Source organism: Jatrophihabitans sp., from assembly GCF_035474675.1.
In the GTDB taxonomy this organism is placed as follows: domain Bacteria; phylum Actinomycetota; class Actinomycetes; order Mycobacteriales; family Jatrophihabitantaceae; genus Jatrophihabitans_A.
Window position 1 is genome coordinate 25,370 of sequence record NZ_DATINC010000036.1, and the last position, 23,006, is coordinate 48,375.

The 23,006-nt window shown below is 70.7% G+C and carries 21 protein-coding genes and 1 tRNA gene; 18 read left to right on the forward strand and 4 right to left on the reverse strand.

Annotated features, from left to right (window positions below):
* Nucleotides 1–14: 14 nt before the first annotated feature.
* The gene (locus VLJ82_RS03755; protein WP_408661982.1) at nucleotides 15–1,424 is read right to left on the reverse strand and encodes a hypothetical protein; all 1,410 of its coding nucleotides are present in this window, start codon (nucleotides 1,422–1,424) and stop codon (nucleotides 15–17) included.
* Nucleotides 1,421–2,800 carry an MFS transporter gene (locus VLJ82_RS03760; protein WP_408661983.1) on the reverse strand — a complete coding sequence of 460 codons (1,380 nt, stop codon included), beginning with the start codon at nucleotides 2,798–2,800 and terminating at the stop codon, nucleotides 1,421–1,423. Before VLJ82_RS03760 ends, VLJ82_RS03755 begins: the two co-directional genes overlap by 4 nt.
* A 236-nt stretch (nucleotides 2,801–3,036) precedes the next feature.
* Here VLJ82_RS03760 and VLJ82_RS03765 point away from each other — a divergent pair, with 236 nt between their 5' ends.
* The 5 genes from VLJ82_RS03765 to VLJ82_RS03785 all read left to right on the forward strand — a co-directional run bounded on the left by VLJ82_RS03765 (nucleotide 3,037) and on the right by VLJ82_RS03785 (nucleotide 8,252).
* Nucleotides 3,037–3,414 (forward strand): MmcQ/YjbR family DNA-binding protein, encoded by a 378-nt coding sequence (locus tag VLJ82_RS03765; protein ID WP_408661984.1) that lies wholly within the window; start codon nucleotides 3,037–3,039, stop codon nucleotides 3,412–3,414.
* 476 nt (nucleotides 3,415–3,890) lie between these two features.
* Nucleotides 3,891–4,790, forward strand: a complete 900-nt coding sequence (locus VLJ82_RS03770) for a hypothetical protein (RefSeq protein ID WP_408661985.1) — start codon at nucleotides 3,891–3,893, stop codon at nucleotides 4,788–4,790.
* A gap of 437 nt (nucleotides 4,791–5,227) precedes the next feature.
* Nucleotides 5,228–6,526: a SidA/IucD/PvdA family monooxygenase gene (locus VLJ82_RS03775; RefSeq protein WP_408661986.1), complete on the forward strand. Its 1,299-nt coding sequence runs from the start codon at nucleotides 5,228–5,230 to the stop codon at nucleotides 6,524–6,526.
* A gap of 47 nt (nucleotides 6,527–6,573) precedes the next feature.
* Entirely contained in the window at nucleotides 6,574–6,933 is a 360-nt protein-coding gene (locus VLJ82_RS03780; RefSeq protein ID WP_408661987.1) for a cupin domain-containing protein, read from the forward strand.
* Nucleotides 6,934–6,953: 20 nt separating this feature from the next.
* Nucleotides 6,954–8,252 carry an ATP-grasp domain-containing protein gene (locus tag VLJ82_RS03785; RefSeq protein WP_408661988.1) on the forward strand — a complete coding sequence of 433 codons (1,299 nt, stop codon included), beginning with the start codon at nucleotides 6,954–6,956 and terminating at the stop codon, nucleotides 8,250–8,252.
* A gap of 93 nt (nucleotides 8,253–8,345) precedes the next feature.
* Here the strand turns inward: VLJ82_RS03785 and VLJ82_RS03790 are convergent, their stop codons facing one another.
* Nucleotides 8,346–9,713 carry a class I tRNA ligase family protein gene (locus VLJ82_RS03790; protein ID WP_408661989.1) on the reverse strand — a complete coding sequence of 456 codons (1,368 nt, stop codon included), beginning with the start codon at nucleotides 9,711–9,713 and terminating at the stop codon, nucleotides 8,346–8,348.
* 697 nt (nucleotides 9,714–10,410) lie between these two features.
* Between VLJ82_RS03790 and VLJ82_RS03795 the strand changes: the two genes are divergently transcribed.
* The 9 genes from VLJ82_RS03795 to VLJ82_RS03835 are packed head-to-tail and all read left to right on the forward strand — an operon-like array spanning nucleotide 10,411 to nucleotide 19,695.
* Nucleotides 10,411–11,127, forward strand: a complete 717-nt coding sequence (locus tag VLJ82_RS03795) for a class I SAM-dependent methyltransferase (protein WP_408661990.1) — start codon at nucleotides 10,411–10,413, stop codon at nucleotides 11,125–11,127.
* Nucleotides 11,128–11,187: 60 nt separating this feature from the next.
* Nucleotides 11,188–12,207 (forward strand): GHMP kinase, encoded by a 1,020-nt coding sequence (locus tag VLJ82_RS03800; RefSeq protein ID WP_408661991.1) that lies wholly within the window; start codon nucleotides 11,188–11,190, stop codon nucleotides 12,205–12,207.
* Nucleotides 12,207–13,259: a cysteine synthase family protein gene (locus tag VLJ82_RS03805; protein ID WP_408661992.1), complete on the forward strand. Its 1,053-nt coding sequence runs from the start codon at nucleotides 12,207–12,209 to the stop codon at nucleotides 13,257–13,259. The genes VLJ82_RS03800 and VLJ82_RS03805 overlap by 1 nt, the downstream gene beginning before the upstream one ends.
* Nucleotides 13,249–14,766 carry an argininosuccinate lyase gene (locus VLJ82_RS03810; protein WP_408661993.1) on the forward strand — a complete coding sequence of 506 codons (1,518 nt, stop codon included), beginning with the start codon at nucleotides 13,249–13,251 and terminating at the stop codon, nucleotides 14,764–14,766. Before VLJ82_RS03805 ends, VLJ82_RS03810 begins: the two co-directional genes overlap by 11 nt.
* Nucleotides 14,763–16,007 carry an ATP-grasp domain-containing protein gene (locus VLJ82_RS03815; RefSeq protein WP_408661994.1) on the forward strand — a complete coding sequence of 415 codons (1,245 nt, stop codon included), beginning with the start codon at nucleotides 14,763–14,765 and terminating at the stop codon, nucleotides 16,005–16,007. Before VLJ82_RS03810 ends, VLJ82_RS03815 begins: the two co-directional genes overlap by 4 nt.
* Complete coding sequence (locus VLJ82_RS03820) at nucleotides 16,004–16,744, forward strand: alanyl-tRNA editing protein (RefSeq protein WP_408661995.1); 741 nt, start codon at nucleotides 16,004–16,006, stop codon at nucleotides 16,742–16,744. The genes VLJ82_RS03815 and VLJ82_RS03820 overlap by 4 nt, the downstream gene beginning before the upstream one ends.
* A gap of 36 nt (nucleotides 16,745–16,780) precedes the next feature.
* Nucleotides 16,781–18,688, forward strand: coding sequence for an FAD/NAD(P)-binding protein (locus tag VLJ82_RS03825; protein ID WP_408661996.1), 1,908 nt, complete (start codon nucleotides 16,781–16,783; stop codon nucleotides 18,686–18,688).
* Nucleotides 18,689–18,748: 60 nt separating this feature from the next.
* Complete coding sequence (locus tag VLJ82_RS03830; RefSeq protein ID WP_408661997.1) at nucleotides 18,749–19,240, forward strand: LapA family protein; 492 nt, start codon at nucleotides 18,749–18,751, stop codon at nucleotides 19,238–19,240.
* Nucleotides 19,240–19,695, forward strand: coding sequence for a hypothetical protein (locus VLJ82_RS03835; RefSeq protein WP_408661998.1), 456 nt, complete (start codon nucleotides 19,240–19,242; stop codon nucleotides 19,693–19,695). The genes VLJ82_RS03830 and VLJ82_RS03835 overlap by 1 nt, the downstream gene beginning before the upstream one ends.
* Before the next feature lie 15 nt (nucleotides 19,696–19,710).
* Here the strand turns inward: VLJ82_RS03835 and VLJ82_RS03840 are convergent, their stop codons facing one another.
* Entirely contained in the window at nucleotides 19,711–20,742 is a 1,032-nt protein-coding gene (locus VLJ82_RS03840) for an NAD(+)/NADH kinase (RefSeq protein WP_408661999.1), read from the reverse strand.
* 154 nt (nucleotides 20,743–20,896) lie between these two features.
* On the opposite strand from VLJ82_RS03840, the gene VLJ82_RS03845 reads away from it, so the two are divergent.
* The 4 genes from VLJ82_RS03845 (at nucleotide 20,897) to VLJ82_RS03860 (ending at nucleotide 22,707) form a co-directional block, all read left to right on the forward strand.
* Nucleotides 20,897–21,313 (forward strand): TIGR02611 family protein, encoded by a 417-nt coding sequence (locus VLJ82_RS03845; RefSeq protein WP_408662000.1) that lies wholly within the window; start codon nucleotides 20,897–20,899, stop codon nucleotides 21,311–21,313.
* Between the two features lie 87 nt (nucleotides 21,314–21,400).
* A tRNA-Val gene (locus tag VLJ82_RS03850) sits at nucleotides 21,401–21,475 on the forward strand.
* A gap of 35 nt (nucleotides 21,476–21,510) precedes the next feature.
* Nucleotides 21,511–22,041 (forward strand): hypothetical protein, encoded by a 531-nt coding sequence (locus tag VLJ82_RS03855; protein WP_408662001.1) that lies wholly within the window; start codon nucleotides 21,511–21,513, stop codon nucleotides 22,039–22,041.
* A gap of 120 nt (nucleotides 22,042–22,161) precedes the next feature.
* Nucleotides 22,162–22,707, forward strand: a complete 546-nt coding sequence (locus tag VLJ82_RS03860; protein ID WP_408662002.1) for a hypothetical protein — start codon at nucleotides 22,162–22,164, stop codon at nucleotides 22,705–22,707.
* Nucleotides 22,708–23,006 lie beyond the last annotated feature (299 nt).

The window sequence follows — 23,006 nt, forward strand, 5'->3', positions numbered from 1 at the left end:
GCTGATCGATCGGGCTAGTCGGCCGGACTCTCGGTGAAGCAGCAGGTGCCGGTGGCGCCACTGGACATGTTCACGGTGGCGTCCGGGTCCTGGCTGCCGCGCACGTACATCCCGCCGTACCCGCGCGCTGCCAGGAAGGCGCCCCAGGTCAGCGTCCAGGGTTGCGGCGCGCCGTCGGTGGGGAAGTGCTCGGCGACCGGGTGGATGCGCTGCTGCAGCACGTACGGCTGCCCCATCGCCTCGGCTAGCCGGGCCCGCCACTCCGCGGGCTCGGTCAGCCAGCCGGCGACGATGCCCAGCCCGCCGTGCATCAGGGTGGGCTTGAGGATCAACTCCCGCTGCTGGGCCAGCGCGTGCTCGCCCAGCTCCACCCGGGTGCCGGCCACCGTCACCGGCCCGGGACGCACCATCCGGGTCCACGGCAGGATCCGGTCCAGGGCGGCCAGCATGGCGGGCGGGTACAGCGGCCGGCTGGCCTCGTCCGACAGCAGCGCCAGCGCCCCCTTGCTGCCGTAGAGGTCGGCGTCCATCGGGGAGAAGATCGCCACCTCGCCGCGCTCGGCGGCCCGCAGCACCGGTTCGATCAGCGCCGGCCCGTCGGCCGCCAGCAGGTCCTCCAGCAGGAACAGCCGGTACACCACGTCGATCGCCCGGTCGCCGAGCCACACCCGGCCGCGGTCGTAGCGCAACTGCCCGACGTGGCAGGGCAGCGCCTCGATGCCGAACCGGTCATAGGCGGGGACGTTCTTGCGCAACCGCGGCTCCAGGGTGCGGAAGCTCTCCGGCCAGTCGGTCAGCGCCACCACCGGGCGGCTCCCGGCCGGCACCGCGCACTCGGTGAACAGGGTGTGCACCATCTCGGCCATCGGGTCGACGTAGCCCAGCCGGTGCTGCCGGACGAAGTCGCCGACGAACGGCTGCAGCAGCATCTGCTCGTTCAGCACGGCGCTGTCCAGGCCGCCGAGCGCGGCACCCCAGTTGATCTCCAGCAGCCGGAAGCCGGCGGCGTCCCGGTAGAAGTCGGCGCGTCCCATCCGGGACGGGACGCTGGCCCGGCCGCGCAGCAGGATGTCGATCTGGGTCTCGGTGGCTCCGATCGCGCGTGCGAAGGCGGCCATGTCGCCGCCGAACAGCCGGTCGGGCAGGCCGGTCAGGGCCAGGTGCAGCTGTTCGAGGTCGTCGGCCAGCCGGCTGACCGTCGCCCGGTCGAGGAAGACCGGCCGGCTCAGCGAGCGGCCCAGGAAGCCGGTGTCGACGGTGCTGGGCCGCACGCCGTCCAGGATGGCGCCGGCGGACACCCCGCTGGCCGCGAACCCGGCCAGGTAGCGCTCGGTCAGGGTGCAGCCGTCCGGTGCTGCGTCGCTGCCGGCTGCCGCGGCAGCCGGCGCCGGCGTTCCGGCAGGTCCGCCGCGCTGGCCGATCACGTCTCACCCGCTACCGGTGCCAGGTTGGGGACGGTGCCGGCCTGGGCCGCCGGTTGGGTGGTCAGGGCTGGCTGGGCCGGCGGGATCGGCTGGCCGGCCGGCGCCTCCGGGCTGGGGCCTGCCGTGCTCGGCCCGGTCGTGCCTGGCCCGGTCGTGCTCGGGCCGGTCCGGGCTTCCGGCTGGCGCATGCCCGGCAACGCCAGTCCCAGGCCGAGCGCGCTGGCCGCCGCGCACCACAGCCAGACCTGGGAACCGACCGCGTGGTAGACCGCCACCCCGGCCACCGGGCCGATCGCCGCGCCCAGGTTGAACATGGTCTGCATCCCGGCGATGTAGCGGCCGCGCAGCGCCTCGGGCGCGATCCGGCCGGGGTAGGAGAACATCGTGGGCCCGGCGGTGATCTCGGCGACGGTCCAGACCATGGTGCCGGCGAGGAAGACCCACACCCCCCACGGCAGGGCGTACATCAGCTGGCCGAGCGCCAGCAGCCCGAAGCCGACGCTGACGATGAACCGTATCCGCAGCCGCTGGGTGACCTTGGTCAGCAGCAACTCGCAGGAGATCACCATCAGCCCGTTCAACGAGACCGCCGCGCTGTACCAGAACATCGCCAGGCCGGCGTCCTTCATGGCCAGCGGCAGCGTGCTGACGTACTGGATGTAGACGGCGCAGTTGACCAGGGTGGCCAGCAGGAACAGGCAGTAGCGCCGATCGGCCAGCACCGCCCGGTAGCCCTCGGCCCGCCGGGTGGCCCGGTCGGGCCGCGCGCCCCGGGCCGGCCGGCCCGGCAGCGTCAGCAGTGCGATCACGGCGTAGAGCAACGCGGTCGCCGCGTCGCACCAGAACAGCAGCTGGTAGGAGACCGAGATCAGCAGCGTGCCCAGCAGCGGCGCGGCGGTGGTGCCGACGTTGATCGCCAGCCGGTAGATGGCGAAGATCATCACCTGCCGGTGCGGGGGAGTCAGCTCCGACAGCATCGCCGCGGCCGCCGGCCGGAAGAACCGCCCGACCAGTCCGGCCAGGGTGATGACGGTCAGCAGCACCGCGAAGTTGCTGACGTAGAGCACCACGATCAGGAGCCCGGCGAAGCCGGCCATCGAGGCGAAGGCAGCCGCCCGCGGCCCGAGCCGGTCGGAGAACGCGCCGCCGATCAGCACGCCGGCGAAGCAGCCGGCACCGTAGCCGCCCAGCGCGGTGCCGGCCTGCACCGCGCTGAAACCGCGCTCGGTCAGGAACAGCACCAGGAAGGTCTGCAGGAACCCGCCCAGCTGGTTGAGCAGGACGCCGGCCAGCAGCGCCCGGACCGGCACCGAGGACTCGCGCAGGGTGATCCAGACGCCGGCGTCGTCCTTGCCGGCCGTCTTCAGGCCCGTCATCGATCCCACCCGGGCTCGCGGCGATGCCGTCCGGGCTCGCGGCGATGCCGTCCGGCCGGCGGCGGGCCGGACGGTGACGGCTGATCAGACATCGGCAGCAGCCTTCCTGCACTGGAGAAGCGTCCGGGTCGGGGAATGCGGCGGGCCCGCCGCTCGATCGGGGAGCGGAACGCCGCCGCGGACCGGTCCGCGGTTGCTACTGTTCGGCGCACCCGCAGCCGGAGAAGGAGGCAGCGATGGCGGTGACCGCCGAGCAGATCCGCCGGGTCGCGATGAGCCTGCCGCGTACCACCGAGGGCCTGGTGCGCGATCACCTGAAGTTCCGGGTCGGTCGTATCGTCTACGTCTCCCTGTCTCCCGACGAGGCCACCATGGGTTTCGGGTACCCGCGGGAGCAACGGGCCGCCTTGATCGCGTCCGAGCCGGCGAAGTTCATGATGCCTCGTAAGTCCGATCAGAGATATCAGTGGGTGGTGGCCCGCACCGCCGAGATCGATCCGGTGGAGATGGCCGAACTGGTGCTCGACGCCTGGTGCCTGGTGGTCTCGAGGAGAGCAGCCGCTGATTTCCTGGCCACCCTGCCTGCCGATTGGCCTTCGGCCGTTCAGCTGTAACCGCGGTGCCAGCAGTCACCGGTGCTGCTGTAGAACATTGCGAAGTTCGCCTGCTTCTACGTGCAGAAACCCCCGCGCGGGAATGACGGTATATCTCTCGGCGGCGTTCCGTCGAGGGATTGACAACGCTTCTCGGGCGGTCCTAGCATCCCGCGTTACCGACGAGCCGATTGTCGGTTACGGGGCGCCCGGTCCAGGATCGGTATTCGTCCGAGAAACGAGGCCGATGTGCAGAGTGCCGCATCACGATCGAGGCCGTAACACAGTCCTACGCAGTCAACCAGTTGACTGCGCAAGCAATTTCTGAAATCCATCATCGAAATACGTGGTGCGGCGGAGGCGGCGCGCGAGTTCGCGCGGCGAGCGCCTCTTCCGGCCGCTGATTTCGCAGTATTCGGCTCTCCGCCGCTCAAGACTCCGAGAGGAAGATGTCCATGTCCAAAGCCGGCACCCGCTGTTTGAGGTTATCCGCTGCCATGGTCGCCGCCGGCGCCCTCACCCTGGCCGCCCCCGCCGCCGCCTCCACCGTGGTGGGCGCCGAGCACGGCAACGTCGTCATCCCGGCGTCCTGGGGCCACAAGGCGCCGGTCATCGACGTCACCATGACCAACGACGGCTTCGCCCTGCCGGACTCGGTGCACGCCGGCTTCATCACCTTCCGGGTGGGCAGCCCCGACGCCACCTACCACGCGCTGCAGGGCGTGGCGGTGACTCCGGGCCACACCATCGACGAGGTGGTCGCCGACTTCCAGATGGGGCTGTCCGACAGCCGCGCGGAGAACGCCGAGGGGCACCGCAACCTGCTGCGCGACGCCGTGCTGATCGGCGGCGTGGTGACCAGCGACTTCGCTCCGATGTCGTTCACGATCCCGCTGGAGGCGGGCACCTACTACTTCTTCGACCAGAACGAGATCGGTGAGCCGGGCTCGGCACCGCCGCGGATGCACACCCTCAGCGTGCACGGGAACATGAAGTGGGAGGGAATGCCCGAATTCAGCGCGGCCATCGGCATGGGCGGCCACGACGGGATGGCGATGTTCGAAGCGCCGTCCAGCCTGGACGCCGACGGCACGGTGCTGGTCTACAACAACGCCGACCAGATCCACGAGGCGGTCTGGCGGCCGGTGGTGCCGGGCACCACGCAGTCCTACATCGACGACTACTACCGCGCCATCAACCAGAACCTGCCGCGGCTGCCGTCACCGTACGCCGGCCCGACCCGGGGCCTGCAGGCGATGTCCCCGGGACGGTTCGCGGTATTGCAGATGGACATCCCGGCCGGTGAGTACGCGCTGGTCTGCGCGGTTCCCGACGTCGTCACCGGCATCGCCCACACCCGCAACAGCGGCATGTACAAGGTCATGACGCTCACCTGACACCGGCCGGCACCCCGGGTCGGCAGAGAGCCGGGGTAGCAGGCCCGCTCCCTACGGGCGCCGCAGCATCCCGCTGCGGCGCCCGTATGCGTGGCGGGGCCAATTTGCCGGGATTTATTTCCAAAATGTATGTGCGAAATTCGCTGAGCAGTCACTCGGCGTAGAAATACAATGGCAGTACCGGGCTACCGAGAGTCACCGGCCGGCGCGCCGGTTCGGTGGCCGCGCCGGTCGGAAAGCCGTCCGCCGGATTTGCAGACTGTGCAACTATCAAGTCCTATTGACGGGCCTCGTGATCGGTGTATTGTCGCCTTACCGCGGTGAGGCCGCCAGATCAGGGCCCCCCGAGAATCACTCCTTGTATATGAATTCGCGCTGTGCGGCCATGTATTTATGGCCGCCCATTGCCAATCGCGGGCGAAGGGTGGGTTACGGCGTTGGATCACGAACAGGTCGAGCTGCTGGCCATCGGTGCCGGGCCGGCCAACCTGGCCCTGGCGGTGGCTATCGAGGAGATGGCTCCGGCCGACTTCGCGGACAAGACGGTCATTCTCGAGCAGCACGACAACATCGTGTGGCAGCGCGGCATGCTGCTGCCGTGGACGCAGAGCCAGGTGTCGTTCCTCAAGGACCTGGTGACCATGCGTAATCCGTGCAGCCGGTTCTCCTTCGTCAACTTCCTGCACTCCACCGGCACCCTGCACGACTTCATCAACATGGCCAGTTTCCTGCCGTTCCGGCTGGAGATCTCGAACTACCTGGAGTGGGTGGCCCAGTCGCTGTCCCGGGTGGAAGTCCGCTACGGCCGGCGCTGCGAGCGCATCGAGGCGATCCGGTCCGACGACGACGTCATCACCGGCTGGCTGGTGTGGCTGTCCGACGGCTCGGCGATCGCCGCCCGCACCCTGGTGATCGGTGCCGGCCGGGATCCGCACATCCCGGAGGCGTTCGGCGACCTGCCGCGCGAACGGGTCATCCACAGCACCGAGTACTCCGCGCGGATCGGGCAGCTCGATCCCGCCGCCCCGCACCGGATCGCGGTGGTCGGCGCCGCGCAGAGTGCCGCCGAGATGCTGTGGGAGACCCACCAGCGGATGCCGGCAGCCGAGTGCTCCATGATCATGCGGGCGATCGGGCTGGAGTACTACCAGACCAGCAAGTTCACCAACGAGCGGTACTTCCCGTCGTTCACCGACTCCTTCTACTCGGCCCGTCCGGAGAACCGGCAGCGGGTGCTGCAGGAGATGCGGCGTACCAACTACGCCGGTGTCACCCCGGAACTGCTGAACACCATCTACCGCCAGATGTACTTGGAACGGCTCACCGGCACCCAGCGGCTGCGGATGGTCTCGGCCGTCGACGTCGCCAGCGCCCGGATCGAGGGCGACGACGTCGTGCTCGACCTGGTCGACCGGATCGGTGGCCTGAACGACGAGCTGCGCTGCGACGTGGTGCTACTCGGCACCGGCTTCGAACGCTCCCTGCCGGCCCTGGTGCGCAATGTGGCCGCCCTGGTCGGGGTCGAGCGGTTCGTGGTGAGCCGGGCCTACCGGGCGGTGATGCCGCCGGGCGTGACCGCGAACTGCTACTTCCAGGGCACCAACGAGGAAAGCCACGGCATCGCCGACTCGCTGATCAGCATCCTGGCCATCCGGGCCGGTGAGATCGTCAACGACCTGCTGGCCAGCCGGCCCGCGGAGCAGTCGCTGGCCGCGGCCGCCGCGGCCGCCGGCTGAGCGCCCGGCGCCTCGTCCACTCCGCACTGTAAGCACCGGGAGCGTCCATGGAGATCCGAAGCCTCGACCGCCACAACATGTGCGCCGAGTACGGGGTGCTGACCCAGCGGCTGCTGCCGTGGTCGCAGCTCAGCCCGCCGTTCGAGGGCGCCTGGGCGGTCCTGGAGCCGGGCGCGGCCACCACCCCGCACGCCCACCACGAGTGCGAGCTCTTCATCGCCGTGTCGGGGACCGCGACCATCTCCTCCGACGGCCGCACCAGCCCGTTCGTGGCCGGCGACACCGCCTACCTGCCGCCCGGCGAGACCCACCAGATCGTCAACGTCGGAGACCAGGACTTCCGCATGTACAGCGTGTGGTGGGACGCGCAGATGACCGAACGATTCTTCTCCGCCTCCTCTCGATAGTGCCGTTGCGAGGACCTGCCATGAAGCTCCTGGCGATCGAAGCCCAGCAGTTCGCCTCCTACTACCTGCCGCGCTACCAGCAGGTGGAGGAGTACGGCGGCAACCTGCACCTGCTGCACGGCGTCGGCGATCCCGACTTCTGGCCCAGCCCCCGGTACCGGGTGGCGGGCTCGGCGAAGATCGACGACATCATCGCCGCGGCGGCCGACTGGCATGCCGAGCAGCGCTTCGACGGCGTGCTCACCTTCTCCGAATCCTCGGTGATGACCGTCGCGCTGGTCGCCGAGGCGCTCCGGCTGCCGGGGATAGGTCTGGACGCCGCCCGCAACAGCCGCAACAAGCTGCTGATGCGCCAGGCACACGAGCGCGGCGGGGTGCCGCACCCGCGGTTCCGGTTCACTGCCGACCTGTCCAGCGCGCTCGACGCGGCAACCGAGTTCGGCTACCCGGTGGTGCTCAAGCCGACGATGGGAACGGCCAGCAACTTCGTGTTCCGGGTCGACAACCCGCAGGAGCTGGCGATGCGTTTCCGCGACGCCAGCGAGGGGATCGAGCGGATGCTGGCCTACGTGCTGGAGCCCGAGGGAGTGGACCTGGGCCCGCACGGCCTGCTGGTCGAGTCCTTCCTCGACGGCCACGAGCACCTGTTCGAGGCGGTGGTCTGGGACGACGAGGTCTTCATCGGCTCGGCGGTGGACCGGGCCACCGTCGAGGGCAAGAACTTCGACGACGACGTCCACGTGGCACCGACCTCGCTGACCGGTGAACAGCTGGAGGAGATCCGGCAGATCGTCGCCGACGCGGCGGTGGCCCAGGGCCTGCACCGCAGCGTCCTGCACGCCGAGATCCGGTTCCACCAGGGCAAACCCCACCTGGTCGAGATCGCGGCCCGGCCCGGCGGCGGCGGGCTGGACATGGTGGCGCGGGTGACGGCGGGCTACTGCCCGGTCCGGGGCAGCATGGACGTCGCCCGCGGCGTCCGGCCGCAGGTCTCGCACTACCAGCCGACCGGCGTGTACATGATGGGCACCTGCCTGATCTGCGAGCCCGGTGAGCTCGAGTACGTCTCGGTCCCTGCCGAGGTGAGCGAGTCCGACAAGACCCTGCTGGCCAGGATCACCGCTCGGCCCGGCGCGCTGATCCGGCGGCCACCGGACGGCAACAACATCCTGGGGTTCCTGGTGGTCACCGGTGCCAGCGCGGCCGAGGTCAAGCAGACCCTGGAGGACTACGCCGCCAAGATCGAGGTGAAACTGGTCGGCCGGCCGGCCACCATCACCGACACCCCGTGGAGCGAGGCGCGCCGGCTGGCGCTGTGACACCCGGCTCCGCCCATCTGGATTCCTCGCCGCGATAGGTGAAAACACTGCCGCCGCCCGGCGATCCTCACCGAGCGGCGGCAGTGCTCGCGCTCACCGGCCGGCGGGCCGCCCAGTCAGCGCGGTCAGGGCAACCGAGTCGTAGCCGTGGCCGCTGCTCAGTGCTCCGAGCAGGCAGCGCAGGGCCATCGCGGGGTCCAGGTTGGTCAACTGCAGGGACTGCTCGGCCCGTTCCAGCTCGCCAGCGGCCAGCTGGGCCGGCAGGCCGGCGCCGGCGAAGGTGCCGTCCAGCAGCGGCCGGACGTAGCTGGAGAAGGCCCGGAACGACTCGTCGGTGAAGTTGGTCTCGTAACGGTCCGGGCGGTGCCAGGACAGGAACAGCCGCACCAGCTCGGGATCCTCGCTGGCGAGGAACTCGTTTGCCCACAGGGCATGGTTGCGGCTGCTGGAGAACTTCAGGCCTTCCAGCAGGAACAACTCGTTCACGGTGGCGCCGCGCATCTTCGGCTCCGGGATGCCGGCCGCCGCGAACACGGCGGGGTAGAGCACGGCGAAGTAGAAGGCATTGTCGATGCCGTTGAAGTGCCACAGGCCGCTGAACTGCTGCTGCCAGACGGCCACCCAGTCGGCGAGCGAGTCAGCCGACGGGTCGAGCGCGGAAGCCGGCCCGTACAGGTAGCTCAGGCCGAGCTCGGCGGGGAAGTCGATCCGCAGGCCGGACAGCGCGCCGGTGCCTTCGATGCCCCAGTCGGTGGGATAGGCGACCGGATAGTCCGGCAGCGGCACCGTCAGGTACTGGCCGATCACCGACCGCACCCGGGCGGGCAGTTCCGCCTTGGTCCACTCGGCGATCAGTTGCTCGCGATGGTTCTCCAGGCGCAGCACCGGAACGGTGGCCACCATCGGCTGGGGGTCTCCGCCGCACCGGGCGCAGCTGGGCTGGATCAGGGTGCTGGCGGAGGTGAATCCGCCGCACGGCTCACAGGAAAGGCCGTTCGCGCCGCTGCCGCAGTGCGGGCACTTGCCGACCACGTAGGCGTGGTGCAGGGTCCGGCCACAGTCCGCGCACTGGTGCAGCACCATCTCGCGCATCTCCAGGCTGCCGGTGTCCAGCATCTGGTTGAGCATCAGGTTGATCGCCCGCTCGAAGGCCGGTTGCTCGGGATCGAGGAAGGTGTCGTAGCCGATCCGGGCCAGGTCGAAGGCGACCTGGATCTGGCTGCGGTAGTCGGCGACCATCTCGTGCACGTCGACGCCGCGGTTGTCCGCCTTGGCCATCACGAAATTCGGGTGCACATCGACGCCGGCCAGGGTGAATACCCGTTCGCCGCGGCCGCGGGCGGCCCGCGAGGCGATGTCGGCGGCGATGAAGGGCCCGGACAGGTGCCCGACATGCAGCGGACCATTGAGGGTCGGCTGCGGAATCACGATGACGGTCGCGCCGCCGGCAGCTTGGGTCATCGGACCAGGCCCGGTTCCGGCGCACGACGAGCGGGAGCAGGCCCCGACGTTCGAACGGAAGCTTCGCAAGGCATATCTGTCATCCAATCTGACGCGCGCCGACGGTGCGGCGTCCTGGGCAGGGGCTGCGCCAGCTCGTACGAGGCCAGGCTCACGACAAGCACCGGAGGAGGTGCCCGGCTGGTCTGGAGCCCGAGCACCAGCGATCCTTCGACGAACACTGGCCGCGTCGTCGACTGCACACCGAACCATGTGGTTGCACGGTGAGCGTAAACGGTTCGGCCGCTTCCTGTCACGGGAACGATCGCCTTTGCAGAAATGCCAGAATCGTTGTTGCGGCAAATGAAGCAGTCAACCGGTAATGCTCGCGACGGATCGTCCGGCAATTATCACAGCAGGTCACCAATCGCTTCCCCGTAGCGCGGCCAAGACGCCGGATCTCCCGTGTTTCAAAGCGATTCAGTCACTTACGGTAGGGCATTGCGGGTAATGGGAGATTCCGAGTAGCCTTCTGCCACATCCCCACCGGTGAGCACTGAGTCTCCGAAGTGACCGGTATGGCGTGTCGGCTCGGCCTCCCGACATCCTGCCGTGCAATTCGGACGTACTCGCGTCTTTTACAGCGTCGTGACTGCGGCTTGTGCACTTTCGCAACCCCCGGTCCGACGCCGCCGGTCGAGCATTTGGAGGCCTTCGAGTGAGCACAGATTCCCTCTCCCGGGACGCCGCCGCCATTCCGCTGTGGAACGGCGCGTACGAGCCGGCCCGGTTGAACGGGCACGCCAACCTCTGGGGCGACCCGCCGGTGCCCTACGCCGAGACCGCTGCGGCGCTGTTCCGGCAGAACGCGGCGTCGGTGCTGCTCGACCTGCCTTGCGGAGACGGGCGAAACCTGCCACCACTGGCCGGTGGCGCTCCGATCCTGCTGGCCGGCGACACCTCGACCAACGCCATGGCGATCGCCCGCACCGTGACCGTCAAGGCCGGCGTCGCCGACCGGGTGGTCTTCGTCGAGGTGGACGCGTTCGCCACCGGCTTCCTGGACTCCTCCATCGACGGCATCTTCTGCTGGGACCTGCTCGGGCACCTGACCAATCCAGAGGATGCGCTGCGCGAGCTGTACCGGGTCCTCTCACCGGGCGGCAGCCTGATCGCCAACATGTGGACGATGAACGACTGCCAGGTATCGGACCCCAACATCCGCGAGGTCGGCCCGAAGGAGTACATCGACCACTTCGACTTCTACTGCCGGTTCTTCGACGCCGACGACCTGACCGCGCTGCTCGACTCGGTGGGACTGCGCGCCGAGTCGGTCGAGGTGGCCAGCTGGTGGGAGCCGCCGCACGCCGGCTACCGGGACTACGTCCACCAGCACGAGAGCCTGATCTTCCGCATCACCAAGCCAGCCGGCTGACCGGGGATGGACCCGGTACCGGGAAACGGGAATCGATAGCGACAGGAAGGGGTGTGGTCGGTGTCGGCGCCCGTTCAGGAGCTGTCGCAGCCAGCTGATCGACCGTACCGCCCGGAGGCGGGCCCGGACGTCGGGGTCGGTTATGCCCCGGCGCACCACGGTGAACTGCTGCAGGGAATGTTTCGCGACCCGGCCGGCCAGCCGCGCCGGGCACTGGTCACCCTGCCGCAACCCGGACGCGGTACCCGGGCGGCGTTCCATCCCAGCTACAGCCACGGCGGCGTGCTCGGGCCACCGGAGATGACCAAGGTCAGGCGGGCCGCGATGCTCACGCTGCGGGCCTTCGCCAACCATCCGGCGGCGGCCAAGGGCGGCCGGGTCGAGATCAGCAGCAACATCCCGCGCGGGGTGGGCATGGGCTCGTCCACCAGTGACGTCACCGCCACCATCCGGGCGGTGGCCGACTTCCACGGCGTGCAACTGGCCGAGGACGAGGTCGCCCGGCTCGCGGTGCTGGCCGAGTGCGCCTCGGACTCGATCATGATCGACGACCGGGTGGTGCTGTTCGCCCATCGCGACGGCGTGGTGCTGGAGACCTTCGGCCACCGGCTGCCGCCGATGTTCGTGCTCAGCTGCGACACCGAGCCCGCGGCCCGGGTGGACACCCTCCGGCTGCGACCGGCCGACTACGACGAGTCCGAGGTGGCCAACTTCGGGGTGCTGCGAGCGGCGTTGCGGCGCGCGGTGGCGCTCGCCGACACCGCACTGCTCGGCCGGGTGGCGACCGCCAGTGCCCGGATCAACCAGCGTTACCTGCCCAAGCCGCACCTGGAGCTGCTGGTGCGGCTGTGCCTGGACTACGGCGGTTGCGGCATCCAGGTGGCGCACAGCGGCACCGTCGCTGGGCTGCTCTTCGATGCGCTCGTCCCGGATGCCGAGGGCCGGCTGCGCCGGTGTGCCGCGGAGCTGCACGCGGCCGCGGCCGAGCTCGGCATCGCGGTCACCGGGCTGTTCGGGGTGTCGGCGGCGTTCGGCGACGGGTCGGCAGCCGACCTGCAGCAGGTGGAGGTGCTGGCCTGATGACCATCCAGACGGCGTACGCCGAGGCTACCGAGACCTACCAGATCCCCCGGCTGATCAGGCTGGCCCCCAATCTCTACGGCGCCTGCTTCACGCTGATGAAGATGATCCCGGCCCGCTACATCCTGCGGCGCGCGGAGGCCCAGGGCCTGCTCGGCCCGGACACGGTGATCGTCGAGACCACCTCGGGCACCTTCGGCCTGGCGCTGGCCATGCAGGGCGTGCACATGGACCGCCGGGTAGTGCTGGTCAGCGACCCGGTGATCGACGAGCGGCTCTACCGGCGGCTGGTGGACCTGGGCGCGGTGGTGGACCGGGTGCCGGCGGCCGCCGGCGCGGTACCCGGCGGCTACCAGGCCGCCCGGCTCCAGCGGCTCGCCGAGGTCCGTGCCGAGCACGAATCCACCTTCTGGCCCGAGCAGTACTCCAATCCGGACAACCCGCGGTCCTACGCCACGGTGGCCGAGCTGTTCCTGGAATGCCTGGGCCAGGTCGATTGCGTGGTGGGCCCGGTCGGCTCGGGCGGTTCGATGTGCGGCACGGTCACCAGCCTGCGCACGGTGCTGCCGGAATGCCGGGCGATCGCGGTGGACACTCACGCCAGCGTGCTGTTCGGCCACCAGGACGGCCACCGCGAGCTGCGCGGGCTGGGGATGAGCCTGATGCCGGCCAACCTGGACCACAGCGTCTTCGACCAGGTGCACTGGTGCTCGGCCTCGGCCGCCTACGCCGCGACCCGGCAGCTGCACCGGCAGCACGCGCTGTTCATGGGCCCGTCCGGCGGTGCCGCCTACCTGGTCGCCCGGTGGTGGGCGGCGGCCAATCCGGCCGCGCTGACCGTGGTGATGCTGCCCGACGAGGGCTACCGCTACCAGGACACCGTCTATGACGACAGCTGGTTGCGCAGCGCCGGCCACCTCGACGCACCGGCGCCCGTCGAGCCGGTGGTGGTGGCCGACCCGACCCGGCCGTCCGGGTCGTGGACCGCCTACGACTGGAACCGGCGCAGCTTCGCCGAGGTGATGGCCGGGGCGGCGCTCGGTGCCGGATGAGCCGCGCCGGCCGGTGCCGGGGGAGTCGATGACCGGCACCGGACGGCTGGTGGCCGAGGTCTCGGCCCGGACCCGGCAGGTGGTGTACGGCGAGCAGACACCGGCCGAGCTGGCGGCCGAGCTTGCCCTGATGACCCGCGTCGACCGGGCACACCTGGCGATGCTGAGCGCGACCGGCCTGATCGACCCGGCCGCGGCGCGGAGCCTGCTGGGCTGCATCGCGGAACTGTCCGCGCAGGGCTTCGGGCCGCTGTTCGGCCGGCCCGCCCCGCGGGGGCTGTACCTGATGTACGAGGGATACCTGATCGAGCGGCTCGGCCCGGACATCGGCGGCGTGCTGCACACCGGCCGTTCCCGCAACGACCTCAAGGCCTGCATCACCGCGATGCGGCTGCGCGACTGGCTGCTCGACTTCGGCGAGCAGGCCGGCAGGCTGACGGCGGTGCTGCTGGGCCGGGCTCGGGCGTACCGCTCGGTGGTGATGCCGGTCTACACCCACTACCAGGCCGCGATGCCCATCAGCTACGGCTACTACCTGCTCGGGCTCGCCCTGGCGGTGCAGCGCGATCTGGACGCGCTCGCCTCGGCGTCGGCCGAGCTGGCCAACTGCCCGCTCGGCGCGGGTGCGGTGGCCGGCACCGACCTCGCGATCGACCCGGCGCGCACCGCCCGGCTGCTGGGCTTCCGCACCGGCGCTCCGCATGCCCTGGACGCGGTGGCCAGCCGCGACGTCGCGCTCCGGTTGCTCGGGGCGGTCAGCGGCCTGGCCATCACCCTGAGCCGGCTGGCCAGTGACCTGCAGCTGTGGAGCACCGCCGAGTTCGGCTTCGTGGCGTTCCCGGACCGGTTGGTCGGCGGCAGCTCGGCGATGCCGCAGAAGCGCAACGCCTTTCTGCTCGAACACCTCAAGGCCAAAGCCGGGTTGGCGATCGGGGCCTGGACCGCGGCGGCCGGCACCATGTCGGGCACTCCGTTCAGCAACTCCATCGAGGTCGGCACCGAGGCGATGACCGGCATCTGGCAGGGCCTGACCGCCGGCGAGCAGGCGGTGCTGCTCGGCCAGGTGCTCATCGGCGGCGCCCGGCCGGTTCCGGACCGGATGGCCGAGCGGGCCGAGGGCGGTTTCACCGCCGCCACCTCCATCGCGAACCGCCTGGTGCAGCAGGGCATGCCGTTCCGCACCGCGCACCGGCTGGTCGGCGACGCGGTGCGCCGGGCGGTGCAGGCCGGCTCGACGAAACTGGCCGAGTTCGGCCCGCCCGGCTGGCTGGACGGCATCGGCCTGACCGACCTGGACCTCGGCGAGCTGGTCACCGCGCAGCGCTACGGCGGCGGCCCCGGTGACTTCGACGTGCCGTTCGGGCAGGCCTGCGCCAGCTGGCAGCGTCATCGCCGCTGGCTGGCGGGCTGGCGGGAGGAGCTGCGCGAGTCGGCCGGCGAGCTCGACCGGGCGGTCCGGGATGTGCTGGACGATGCCGACGGTCCGTATCCGGACGGCACCGGGTGACCGGCTGGCTGGTGCTGGTGGAGAGCAACACCACCGGCACCGGACGGCTGTTCTGCGCGGCGGCCGGGGAACTGGGCCTGCGGCCGGTGCTGCTGGCCCGGGATCCGGCCCGCTATCCCTATCTGGCCGCGGACTCCGTCGAGCACCGGGTCTGCGACACCGGCAGCGCCGAGGCGGTGCTGGACGCCTGCGGGCAGCTGGACGGTCCGGTGCTGGGGGTGACCAGCAGTTCGGAGTACTGGGTGGCGACGGCCAGCGAGGTGGCCCGGACGCTGGGCCTGCCACATCCGGATCCGGCGGCTGTGCGGGCCTGTCGCGACAAGGCGAACCAGCGCCGCCTGCTGCGGGCCGCCGGCATCGGCTGCCCGGACTTCGCCGCCGCCATCAGCCCCGCCGAGGCGGTGGCGGCCGCCGTCCGGATCGGCTTTCCGGTGGTGGTCAAGCCGACCGCCGGCTCCGGGTCGGTGGGGGTGCGCCGGTGCGCCGACGCCGAGCAGGTCCGCACCGCCGCCGCTGCCGTGCTCGACGCCGAGCCCGGCACGCTCGGCCTGCCGCCGCAGTCGGCGGTGCTGGTCGAGCAGTACCTCGACGGCCCGGAGTTCTCGGTGGAAACCCTGGACGATGAGGTGGTCGGGGTGACCGGCAAGTACCTGGGTCCGGAACCGTACTTCGTCGAGACCGGCCACGACTTCCCGGCCCGGCTCGCCGACGACGACCGGCGCCGGCTGGGCGAGGCGGCGGTCTCGGCGCTGCGTGCCCTGGGCCTGGGCTGGGGCCCGGCGCACACCGAACTGCGCTGGACCCGCCGGGGGATCCGGGTCGTCGAGGTCAATCCGCGGCTGGCCGGCGGAATGATCCCGCGGGTGGTGCAGGCCGCCATCGGAGTGGACCTGATCCGGCATTGCGTTGCCCGGGCGGCCGGTCTGCAGTTGCCGGTGACGCCGAGCCGGTCCGGCGGGGCGGCGATTCGGTTCCTGCTGCCCGCGGCGGCCGGGCGATTGAGCGAGGTGCACGGGCTGGTGGAGGCAGCCCGGCAACCGGGGGTGTGCGAGGTGGTGCTGACCGCCGAACCGGGGCAGGACATCGAGATCCGGCACAGCTTCTCCGACAGGTTTGGCTACCTCATCAGCGTGGGCGAGGATGGCGGGGCCGCCGGCGACAGGGCCGAGCGTGCGCTGGCGTTGATCGAGGCCCGGATCGTCCCCGCCTCGCTTGTCGGAAGAGGTGTCAGCCACCCGTGACAGAGCACACCCACCACACCCATCGGCTGGACTGGGAGGACGTCACCCTGCGGGAATGGGACTGCACCGTCCTGTGGTCCGATCCCGCCGATCCCGAGGCCGGCATCGTGCTGGACCGGTCGGCCTTCTACCCCGGCGGCGGCGGCCAGCCGCCCGACCACGGCGTGCTGCTGTGGGGCAGCGTGCAGACCCGGATCGTCGGCACCCGCAAGGGTGACGACCTGTACCTGCTGCCGGCTCCCGGCGACCCGGTGCCGCCGGCCGGCACGGCAGTACACGGCGCGCTGGACGACGTCCGGCGCAGCACCCTGATGCGCACCCACTCCGGGCTGCACGTGCTGTGCGGAACGGTGTTCCGGGACTTCGGCGCACTGGTGACCGGCGGCAACATGGAGCCTGGCGAGGCCCGGATGGACTTCAACCTGCCCGAGATCCCCGCCGACTTCAAGCAGCGGCTGGAGGATGCGGTCAACGCCGAGATCGTCGCCGACCGGCCCATCGAGGTGCGACTGCTGCCCCGCGAGGAGGCACTGGCCATTCCCGACATCATCCGTACCCAGGCGGTGTTCCCGCCGGAGACGGCGCAGTTGCGGATCGTCGACATCGTCGGCCTGGACGCCCAGGCAGACGGTGGCACGCATGTCGCCTCCACTCGCCAGATCGGGCACCTGCAGATCACCAAGGTGGAGAACAAGGGCCGGCAGAACCGCCGGGTACGCATCCGGTTGAGCAGTTGAACTAGGCCGGAACCGATCGGTCAGGAGGAGGTAGCCGTGCCCGCAGAGATGTCGGTGGCCGTCGTCGGCCTGGGCTCGCGCGGGCTCGGGGTGCTGGAGCGGCTGATCTGCCTGGCCGACCCGGCTCGTCCGCTGCGGGTGGAGGTGATCGACCCGGTGGGAACCGGAGCCGGCGTGCACGCCCTGGGCCAGCCGGACTACCTGCTGCTCAACACCACCTGCGGTCAGGTGTCGATGTTCCCCGACGCCTGCTCGGTCGGCGAGCAGCTGCGCGGCACCGGTCCGTCGCTGTACGAGTGGGCCACCGAGCGCGGCCTGCGGATCGCCGCGGACGGCTTCACGGTCGGCGGCACCGGCCGGCCGGTCAGGCCGACGGACTTCCTGCCACGCCGGGTGCTGGGGGAGTATCTGCAGTGGTTCCTGGGGTATCTGCTGGCCCGGCTGCCCGAGCACGTGTCGGTACGGCTGCACCGGGCGTGCGCGACTGATCTCGGTTCCGACGGCGGGGACGGGCTGGTCGTCACGCTGTCCGATGGCCTGCGGCTGCCGGTGCGGTACGCCTTCCTGACCACCGGCTACACCGGCAACCGGCCACCCGAGGGTGACTGGCCGGGCGCCGAGCGGGTGATCGCGGTGCCGTATCCGTTGCCGGACCGGCTGGCGGAGGTCCGAGCCGGCCAGGTGGTCGCGATCGGTGGTTTCGGGTTGTCGGCGATGGATGTGATGTCCAGCCTGACGGTGGGACGCGGCGGCGAGTTCGTGCCGGACGGCGACCGGTTGCGCTACCTCGCCAGCGGGCGGGAACCGGAGCTGCTGTTCTACTCCCGTTCTGGCCTCCCGTGCCGGGCGCGTCCGAAGGTGGTGGAGTTCGGGCCCGCCTACCAGCCGCTGGTGTTCACCCGGGCCGCCGTCGACGAGCTGCGCCGGCAGCGGCAGGGACCGCTGGACTTCCGACGCGACGTCTGGCCGCTGATCCTGACCGAGGTGCGGATCGCCTACCGGCGGACCCAGGCCCGGTGTGCCGGCCCCGCGGCCGAGGTGGCGCTGGCCGAGGAGCTCGCGGCGGTGACCGCCGCGGCGGGAATCGGTGGGATCGTCGCGGTGCTCGACGCCCTGGACGCCCGGCTGGGTCGCTTCGACCCGGCCGCGGCGCTGGACGGCTCGGCGGGAATGTCGTTGCACAGCAGCGATTCCTACCAGCGCTGGCTGGCGGCGGTGATCAGCGCGGACCTGGCCGAGGCGGTGCACGGCTTTGCCCGCAGCCCGGTCAAGGGCGCGCTGGACGTGCTGCGCGCCCTGCGCGAGCAGTTCCGCTACGTCGTCGACTTCGGCGGGCTGACGCCGGAGTCCGGCGAGGATTTCGCGGCCCGGATCGTGCCGGCCCTGAACCGCGCGGTGGTCGGACCGCAGTACGAGCGGCACCTGGAACTGCTGGCGCTGCTGGAGGCGGGCATCGCCTCGGCCCCGTTCGGGCCGGCGGCCTCGGCGGACTGGCAGCCGGAGTCCGGGCGGTGGCGGCTGGCGTCGTCCCGGCTGCGCGAGCCGTGCAGCCGGGAGGCGGACTGGCTGGTGGCGGCCCGGGTGGACTCGCCAGCGGTGGACGCCTCGACCAGCCCGTTGCTCAATGCCCTGCATGCCAAAGGCTGGATCCGCCGGCATCGGCCGGGCAGCCGGCAGCTGGTGGGGATCGACATCGACGCCGACCAGCACCCGCTCGACGTCGCGGGCCGGCCGGACCGGCGGCTGTGGGTGCTGGGCCCGCTGTGCGAGGGGGCCACCTTCTACAACCACCTGGTGCCGTCCCCGGGTGCCTTCTCCCGGCCGGTGTCGGACGCGCACCGGTGCGTCAGCGCGCTGTTCGCCGCCGAGTGGGCGGCAGCGGCGCGGCAACCGGCGCTGACCGGCAGGTCCAGCGGTGAGGTGGCGGCCGGCGCGGTAACGTGACGGCAACGGCCCGCCGGTGCCAGCAGCGTGCTACCGGTGCGGCGTCGAAGGAGTCCTGCCATGACCGATCCCCACGACCCATCGCTGCCCCGGGCGAGTTCCGACCTCGGCGGGCCGCCCGGCACCGGTCCGCGGGTGACGCCGCCGCCGGCTCCCGGGCTGGCCGGTGCCGGAGTGCCGGCCGAACGCGAGCCGCTGGCGACACCGGCCGGCGCGGCTGCGGCCAGCGGCGGCCCGGTCACCGGCAGCTCGGTCGGCACGCCGGCCCCGGGCTTCGACGATCGGGGCCACGTCCGGTCCACCAAGGCCAGCGGTGTCTGGATCGGGCTGATCGCCACGGCGCTGTTCGTGATCCTGCTGATCATCTTCGTCGCCCAGAACTCCCGGCGGGTCAGCATCCACTTCTTCGGCTGGAACGGGCAGTTCTCGCTGGCGCTGACCATCCTGCTGGCGGCGGTGCTGGGCATGCTGCTGGTGGCCATTCCCGGCAGCCTGCGGATCGCGCAGCTGCGCCGGGCGCTGCGCAAGAACGTCCCCGGCGGCCTGCGCTGATGGCCGACTGGTACTCCGAGTTGCTGGAGCGCTTCGGCCCGGCGGCCCACCCCGAGCGGCCGGTGGCCAAGGAGCGTCCGGCCGGTGCCAGCGACGAGCTGGTGGCAGCGCTCGGCAAGCTCTCCGAGGCGTTGGAGGTGGTGGAGGAGGCCCGCGGGCTGCTCTACACCTTCCACCGCCGCTCCGGCACGGCCGACCGGATCCTGCAGGACGCGGTGCAGGCGTTCCACGACGCGGGCGAGCCCGAGACCGCCCGGCAGGTGGCCGACCTGCTGGTGGGCCGCGACGTGATCCCGGGGTTCTGGACGTTCCAGATCGTCGAGGGGTATGACACCCAGTACTGGCAGCCGTTCCAGGCCGTGGAGGCCGCGGTTCGCGAGCGGCTCGGCGACGGGACGGCGCACATCTACGAGGCGGAGATGAAGCACGGCGAGCAGCAGCCCGGCCAGGGCTGAGGGTCTCCGGCAGACTCAGTCCACGACGATCGGTGCGCTGTCGGCCACCGCGGCCGGTGCGTCGGCTAGCCCGAACCGCGAGCGCAGCCGGGCGTAGAAGTCCGACGGGCCGAGCCGCACCAGGTGGGCCGGCCGGTGCGCGGGCAGCACGCTGACCCAGTCGCCGGGCTCGAGCACGCCGCGCAGCTGGCCGTCGATGCTGACCGCGATCTGGCCGGACCGGTCCAGCACCCGGACGGTGATCGGCTCGTCGGCGGCCACCACCAGGCTGCGGTTGAACACCATGTGGGCGGCCACCGGGGTGAAGATCAGGGCCCGGACCCGCGGCGAGACGATCGGGCCGCCGGCGGCGAAGTTGTAGGCGGTGGAGCCGGTGGGGCTGGCCACGATCAGCGCGTCGGCGGAGTAGCTGGCGAACAGGGTGTCCTCGACGAAGACGCCGAGGCTGGCCTGCCGGTCGCGGGCCAGCTTCTCGAAGACGATGTCGTTGACCGCGGTGACGTCGAGGTCCACCCCGTTCGGGCAGTCGGTGTCGCGCTGCGGGGGCGGGGGCAGCAGCGGGCCGCGGCCGTAGCAGAGCATCGACTGCAGGCCGGGCGGGATGTCCAGCGGGCGGGAGGCCCGCAGGGTGAGCATCAGCCGCTCGTCGAGCTGGGCGCGGCCGGCGACGAAGGCGGCCAGCGCGGACTCCACGTCGTCCGGCTCGACCTCGGTGAGGAAGCCCACCCGGCCGACGTTGACGCCGAGCACCGGCACGCCGTCCTGGGCGGCGACCCGGGCCCCGCGCAGGAAGGTGCCGTCGCCGCCGACGGTGACGATCAGGTCCGGGTGCCCGCTGGCGGCCACCTCGGCGGCGGAGTTGCGGCGGGTGGGAAGGGGGAGGCCGGGCCGGTCGGGTTGGTCCTGCCAGACGTCGACCTCGGTGACCGCGACCCCGTGGGCGGCGGCCCAGGTCCGTACCCGGTCGGCGGCGGCCACGGCGGCCGGCCGGCCGTGGTGGATCACCAGGCCGATGCGGGTGCACGCCGGAGCGGGGGTGCGCTGCACACCGACCACCGTAGTGGCCTGCCTCGTCCGGTTGGGTTCGCAGTCGGCGTGCCCGTGCCCGGGAGGGCGGAACTGCAAGAATGGGTGCCGCGTTGGCCTGCAGGAGGCCAACGAACGCGACCGCTCCGGCGGCGCCGGGACGAGCGGAGCGCGAGTGGCGGGCGAACCGGGGGCAAGCACCAGCCAGCACGAGCCTGCCGCTGCCAGGCAGCCGTACCGCCCGCACCCACCGCGCTGGCTGCGGCCGGTCCGCAACGGGGTGCGCCGGCTGCCCGGGGGCGCCACGGTCTGGCGGGTGCTGATCGGCACCGTCGGCACCATCATCGTGGTGATCGGGCTGCTGCTGATCCCCCTGCCCGGGCCCGGCTGGGCGCTGGTATTCGTGGGCGTGGCGGTGTGGGCGACCGAGTTCGAGTGGGCGTACCGGCTGCTGCAGTTCGGCCGCCGGGTGCTGGCGTCCTGGACGGACTGGGTCAAGCGCCAGTCGCTGATGGTCCGGCTGTTGCTGGGGCTGGTGGGGCTGCTGGTGTTGGCCGGGCTGGCGTACCTGGGCTGGCGGACGTTCTTCTGAGCCTGCTGGCTTGGAGGAGTGGCGGGGCCGTTCGGGCGATGGCTCGAGGCCATGTAAGCTAGCCGACGTTCAGCCGCAGGACGCTGCGGGCGATTAGCTCAGCGGGAGAGCACTGCCTTCACACGGCAGGGGTCACTGGTTCGATCCCAGTATCGCCCACCAGAACACCGTCAGTTGAAAGTTCTGAGGGCTTGAGGATGCTCGCGCCGGATGACGCGGTCGGACACATGCTGCTAGCCAGCTGGGACTACGTCGAGGGAGTCATCGCTCGCCACGGTTTCCTCGACGACTATGTGGTGGGTGATTGGACTGAACGCTTCTACCATCAGGCGCCGGACAAGTGGCGGCTGGAACTGAGTACGGACCTGACCTATATCTCGGACGGCCGAGAGGCAGTGGTGATGGCCGAGGGCCGGGTGTTACACCGTGGCCGGCCTCGTATACCGGTCGGCTTTGTGACCGAGAGCCTGCTCTATCCGGGGCGGGCGCCACTCTGGACCTGGCCAGGCGATGAAGGCTGGTCACTGGTGCTTGCCGACAGCCGCCGTACCGATACCGGCACGACCAGCCCAATTGCCGACCGCGGCGAACCGGCTGGGGAACTCCACGTCGTCCTGCTGAGCGGTCATCTCGACTACTTGAGTCTGGGCGACGAGGTCTCGCGCATCACCGACCTTCGTGAGAGGCCGTCTCATCCTTCTGCCTTCGATGTGGGAAACAGGCAGTAGCGTCGTTAACTTGTTCTGCCACCCCGGACAGATCTGCGGATACTCATCTGAGAGGGAATGCCCGGTGACTGAGTAAGCCGATTGGAGTATGGAGTTGGCCAACACCTCCGGCATGGGATGGTGACCGTGCGCACCCCCCTCGCTCCGCCCGGCTACCGCCTCGACAGTGTGCGGGATAAGAGCTGGGACGAACGGCGCCGCACGAAAGCGGTGGCCGTCACCTTCCGCACCTCAACCGGTGATCCGCTCTTCGTGATCTACCGCCTCGAACCGGAGTGGGTGCTTGAGGACGCCGCCGAGATGAGCAGCATCCACTGCCTCAATCTCCTACAGTTCTACCCCTGGTCTCAGCCAGAATCTCCTCAACCGGCCAGGCTGCAAGCCGACCTGTCGCAGGAAGCTGTAGTACCTAATGCGCTGCGGATCGACGGTCAGCCTGTGAATAGCTACCGCTTCGTCGTCCATGACGTGGTTGTAGACATGGTCTTCCTTCCCGGCATCTCCATCGGCATCGCTCGGCCGGCCAACGCAGCCCTGCCCGATCTCCAGACCGGCCCCTACGAATCCCTGCGCCCCGAACTGCCGGCCACCGACAGCGGCGAGTACCGCGGCTACCTGGAGGAACGGCCCGGTGGCAACTTCCGAAGCTACTGGCCAGGTGGCTGAGGCCCTGTCCTCCGAAGACCGGCCTTCACGCATCGAGGTCCGCGACGAGTAGGGTCGCGGGGTTGACCGCCTGAAGGTGTGGCGTACGAGTCGGGGCATCGCTGCCCGCCGAACCGGCCGGTGTCTCAGCCGACCGAGGCCCGACACCTGTGTTGCGATAGCCCCCATTGGCAATGGATCATCACGCCTCGGCCGAGGGGACCGGGAGAAAGATCTAGCGTGGGCACCGAACGCCATCGCTAGAACATTTCAATCGTATGGTTTACCTGCATTCTCGCCCTCCGCGCAATTGGTCACTG

What these genes read in the sequence shown, in the direction of transcription:
- VLJ82_RS03855 (WP_408662001.1), top strand. Translation starts at nt 21,511, where the DNA reads ATGCTCGCGCCGGATGACGCGGTCGGACACATGCTGCTAGCCAGCTGG.
- VLJ82_RS03785 (WP_408661988.1), top strand. Translation starts at nt 6,954, where the DNA reads ATGAAGCTCCTGGCGATCGAAGCCCAGCAGTTCGCCTCCTACTACCTG.
- VLJ82_RS03805 (WP_408661992.1), top strand. Translation starts at nt 12,207, where the DNA reads ATGACCATCCAGACGGCGTACGCCGAGGCTACCGAGACCTACCAGATC.
- VLJ82_RS03835 (WP_408661998.1), top strand. Translation starts at nt 19,240, where the DNA reads ATGGCCGACTGGTACTCCGAGTTGCTGGAGCGCTTCGGCCCGGCGGCC.
- VLJ82_RS03770 (WP_408661985.1), top strand. Translation starts at nt 3,891, where the DNA reads ATGGTCGCCGCCGGCGCCCTCACCCTGGCCGCCCCCGCCGCCGCCTCC.
- VLJ82_RS03760 (WP_408661983.1), bottom strand. Translation starts at nt 2,800, where the DNA reads ATGACGGGCCTGAAGACGGCCGGCAAGGACGACGCCGGCGTCTGGATC.
- VLJ82_RS03830 (WP_408661997.1), top strand. Translation starts at nt 18,749, where the DNA reads ATGACCGATCCCCACGACCCATCGCTGCCCCGGGCGAGTTCCGACCTC.
- VLJ82_RS03765 (WP_408661984.1), top strand. Translation starts at nt 3,037, where the DNA reads ATGGCGGTGACCGCCGAGCAGATCCGCCGGGTCGCGATGAGCCTGCCG.
- VLJ82_RS03780 (WP_408661987.1), top strand. Translation starts at nt 6,574, where the DNA reads ATGGAGATCCGAAGCCTCGACCGCCACAACATGTGCGCCGAGTACGGG.
- VLJ82_RS03790 (WP_408661989.1), bottom strand. Translation starts at nt 9,713, where the DNA reads ATGACCCAAGCTGCCGGCGGCGCGACCGTCATCGTGATTCCGCAGCCG.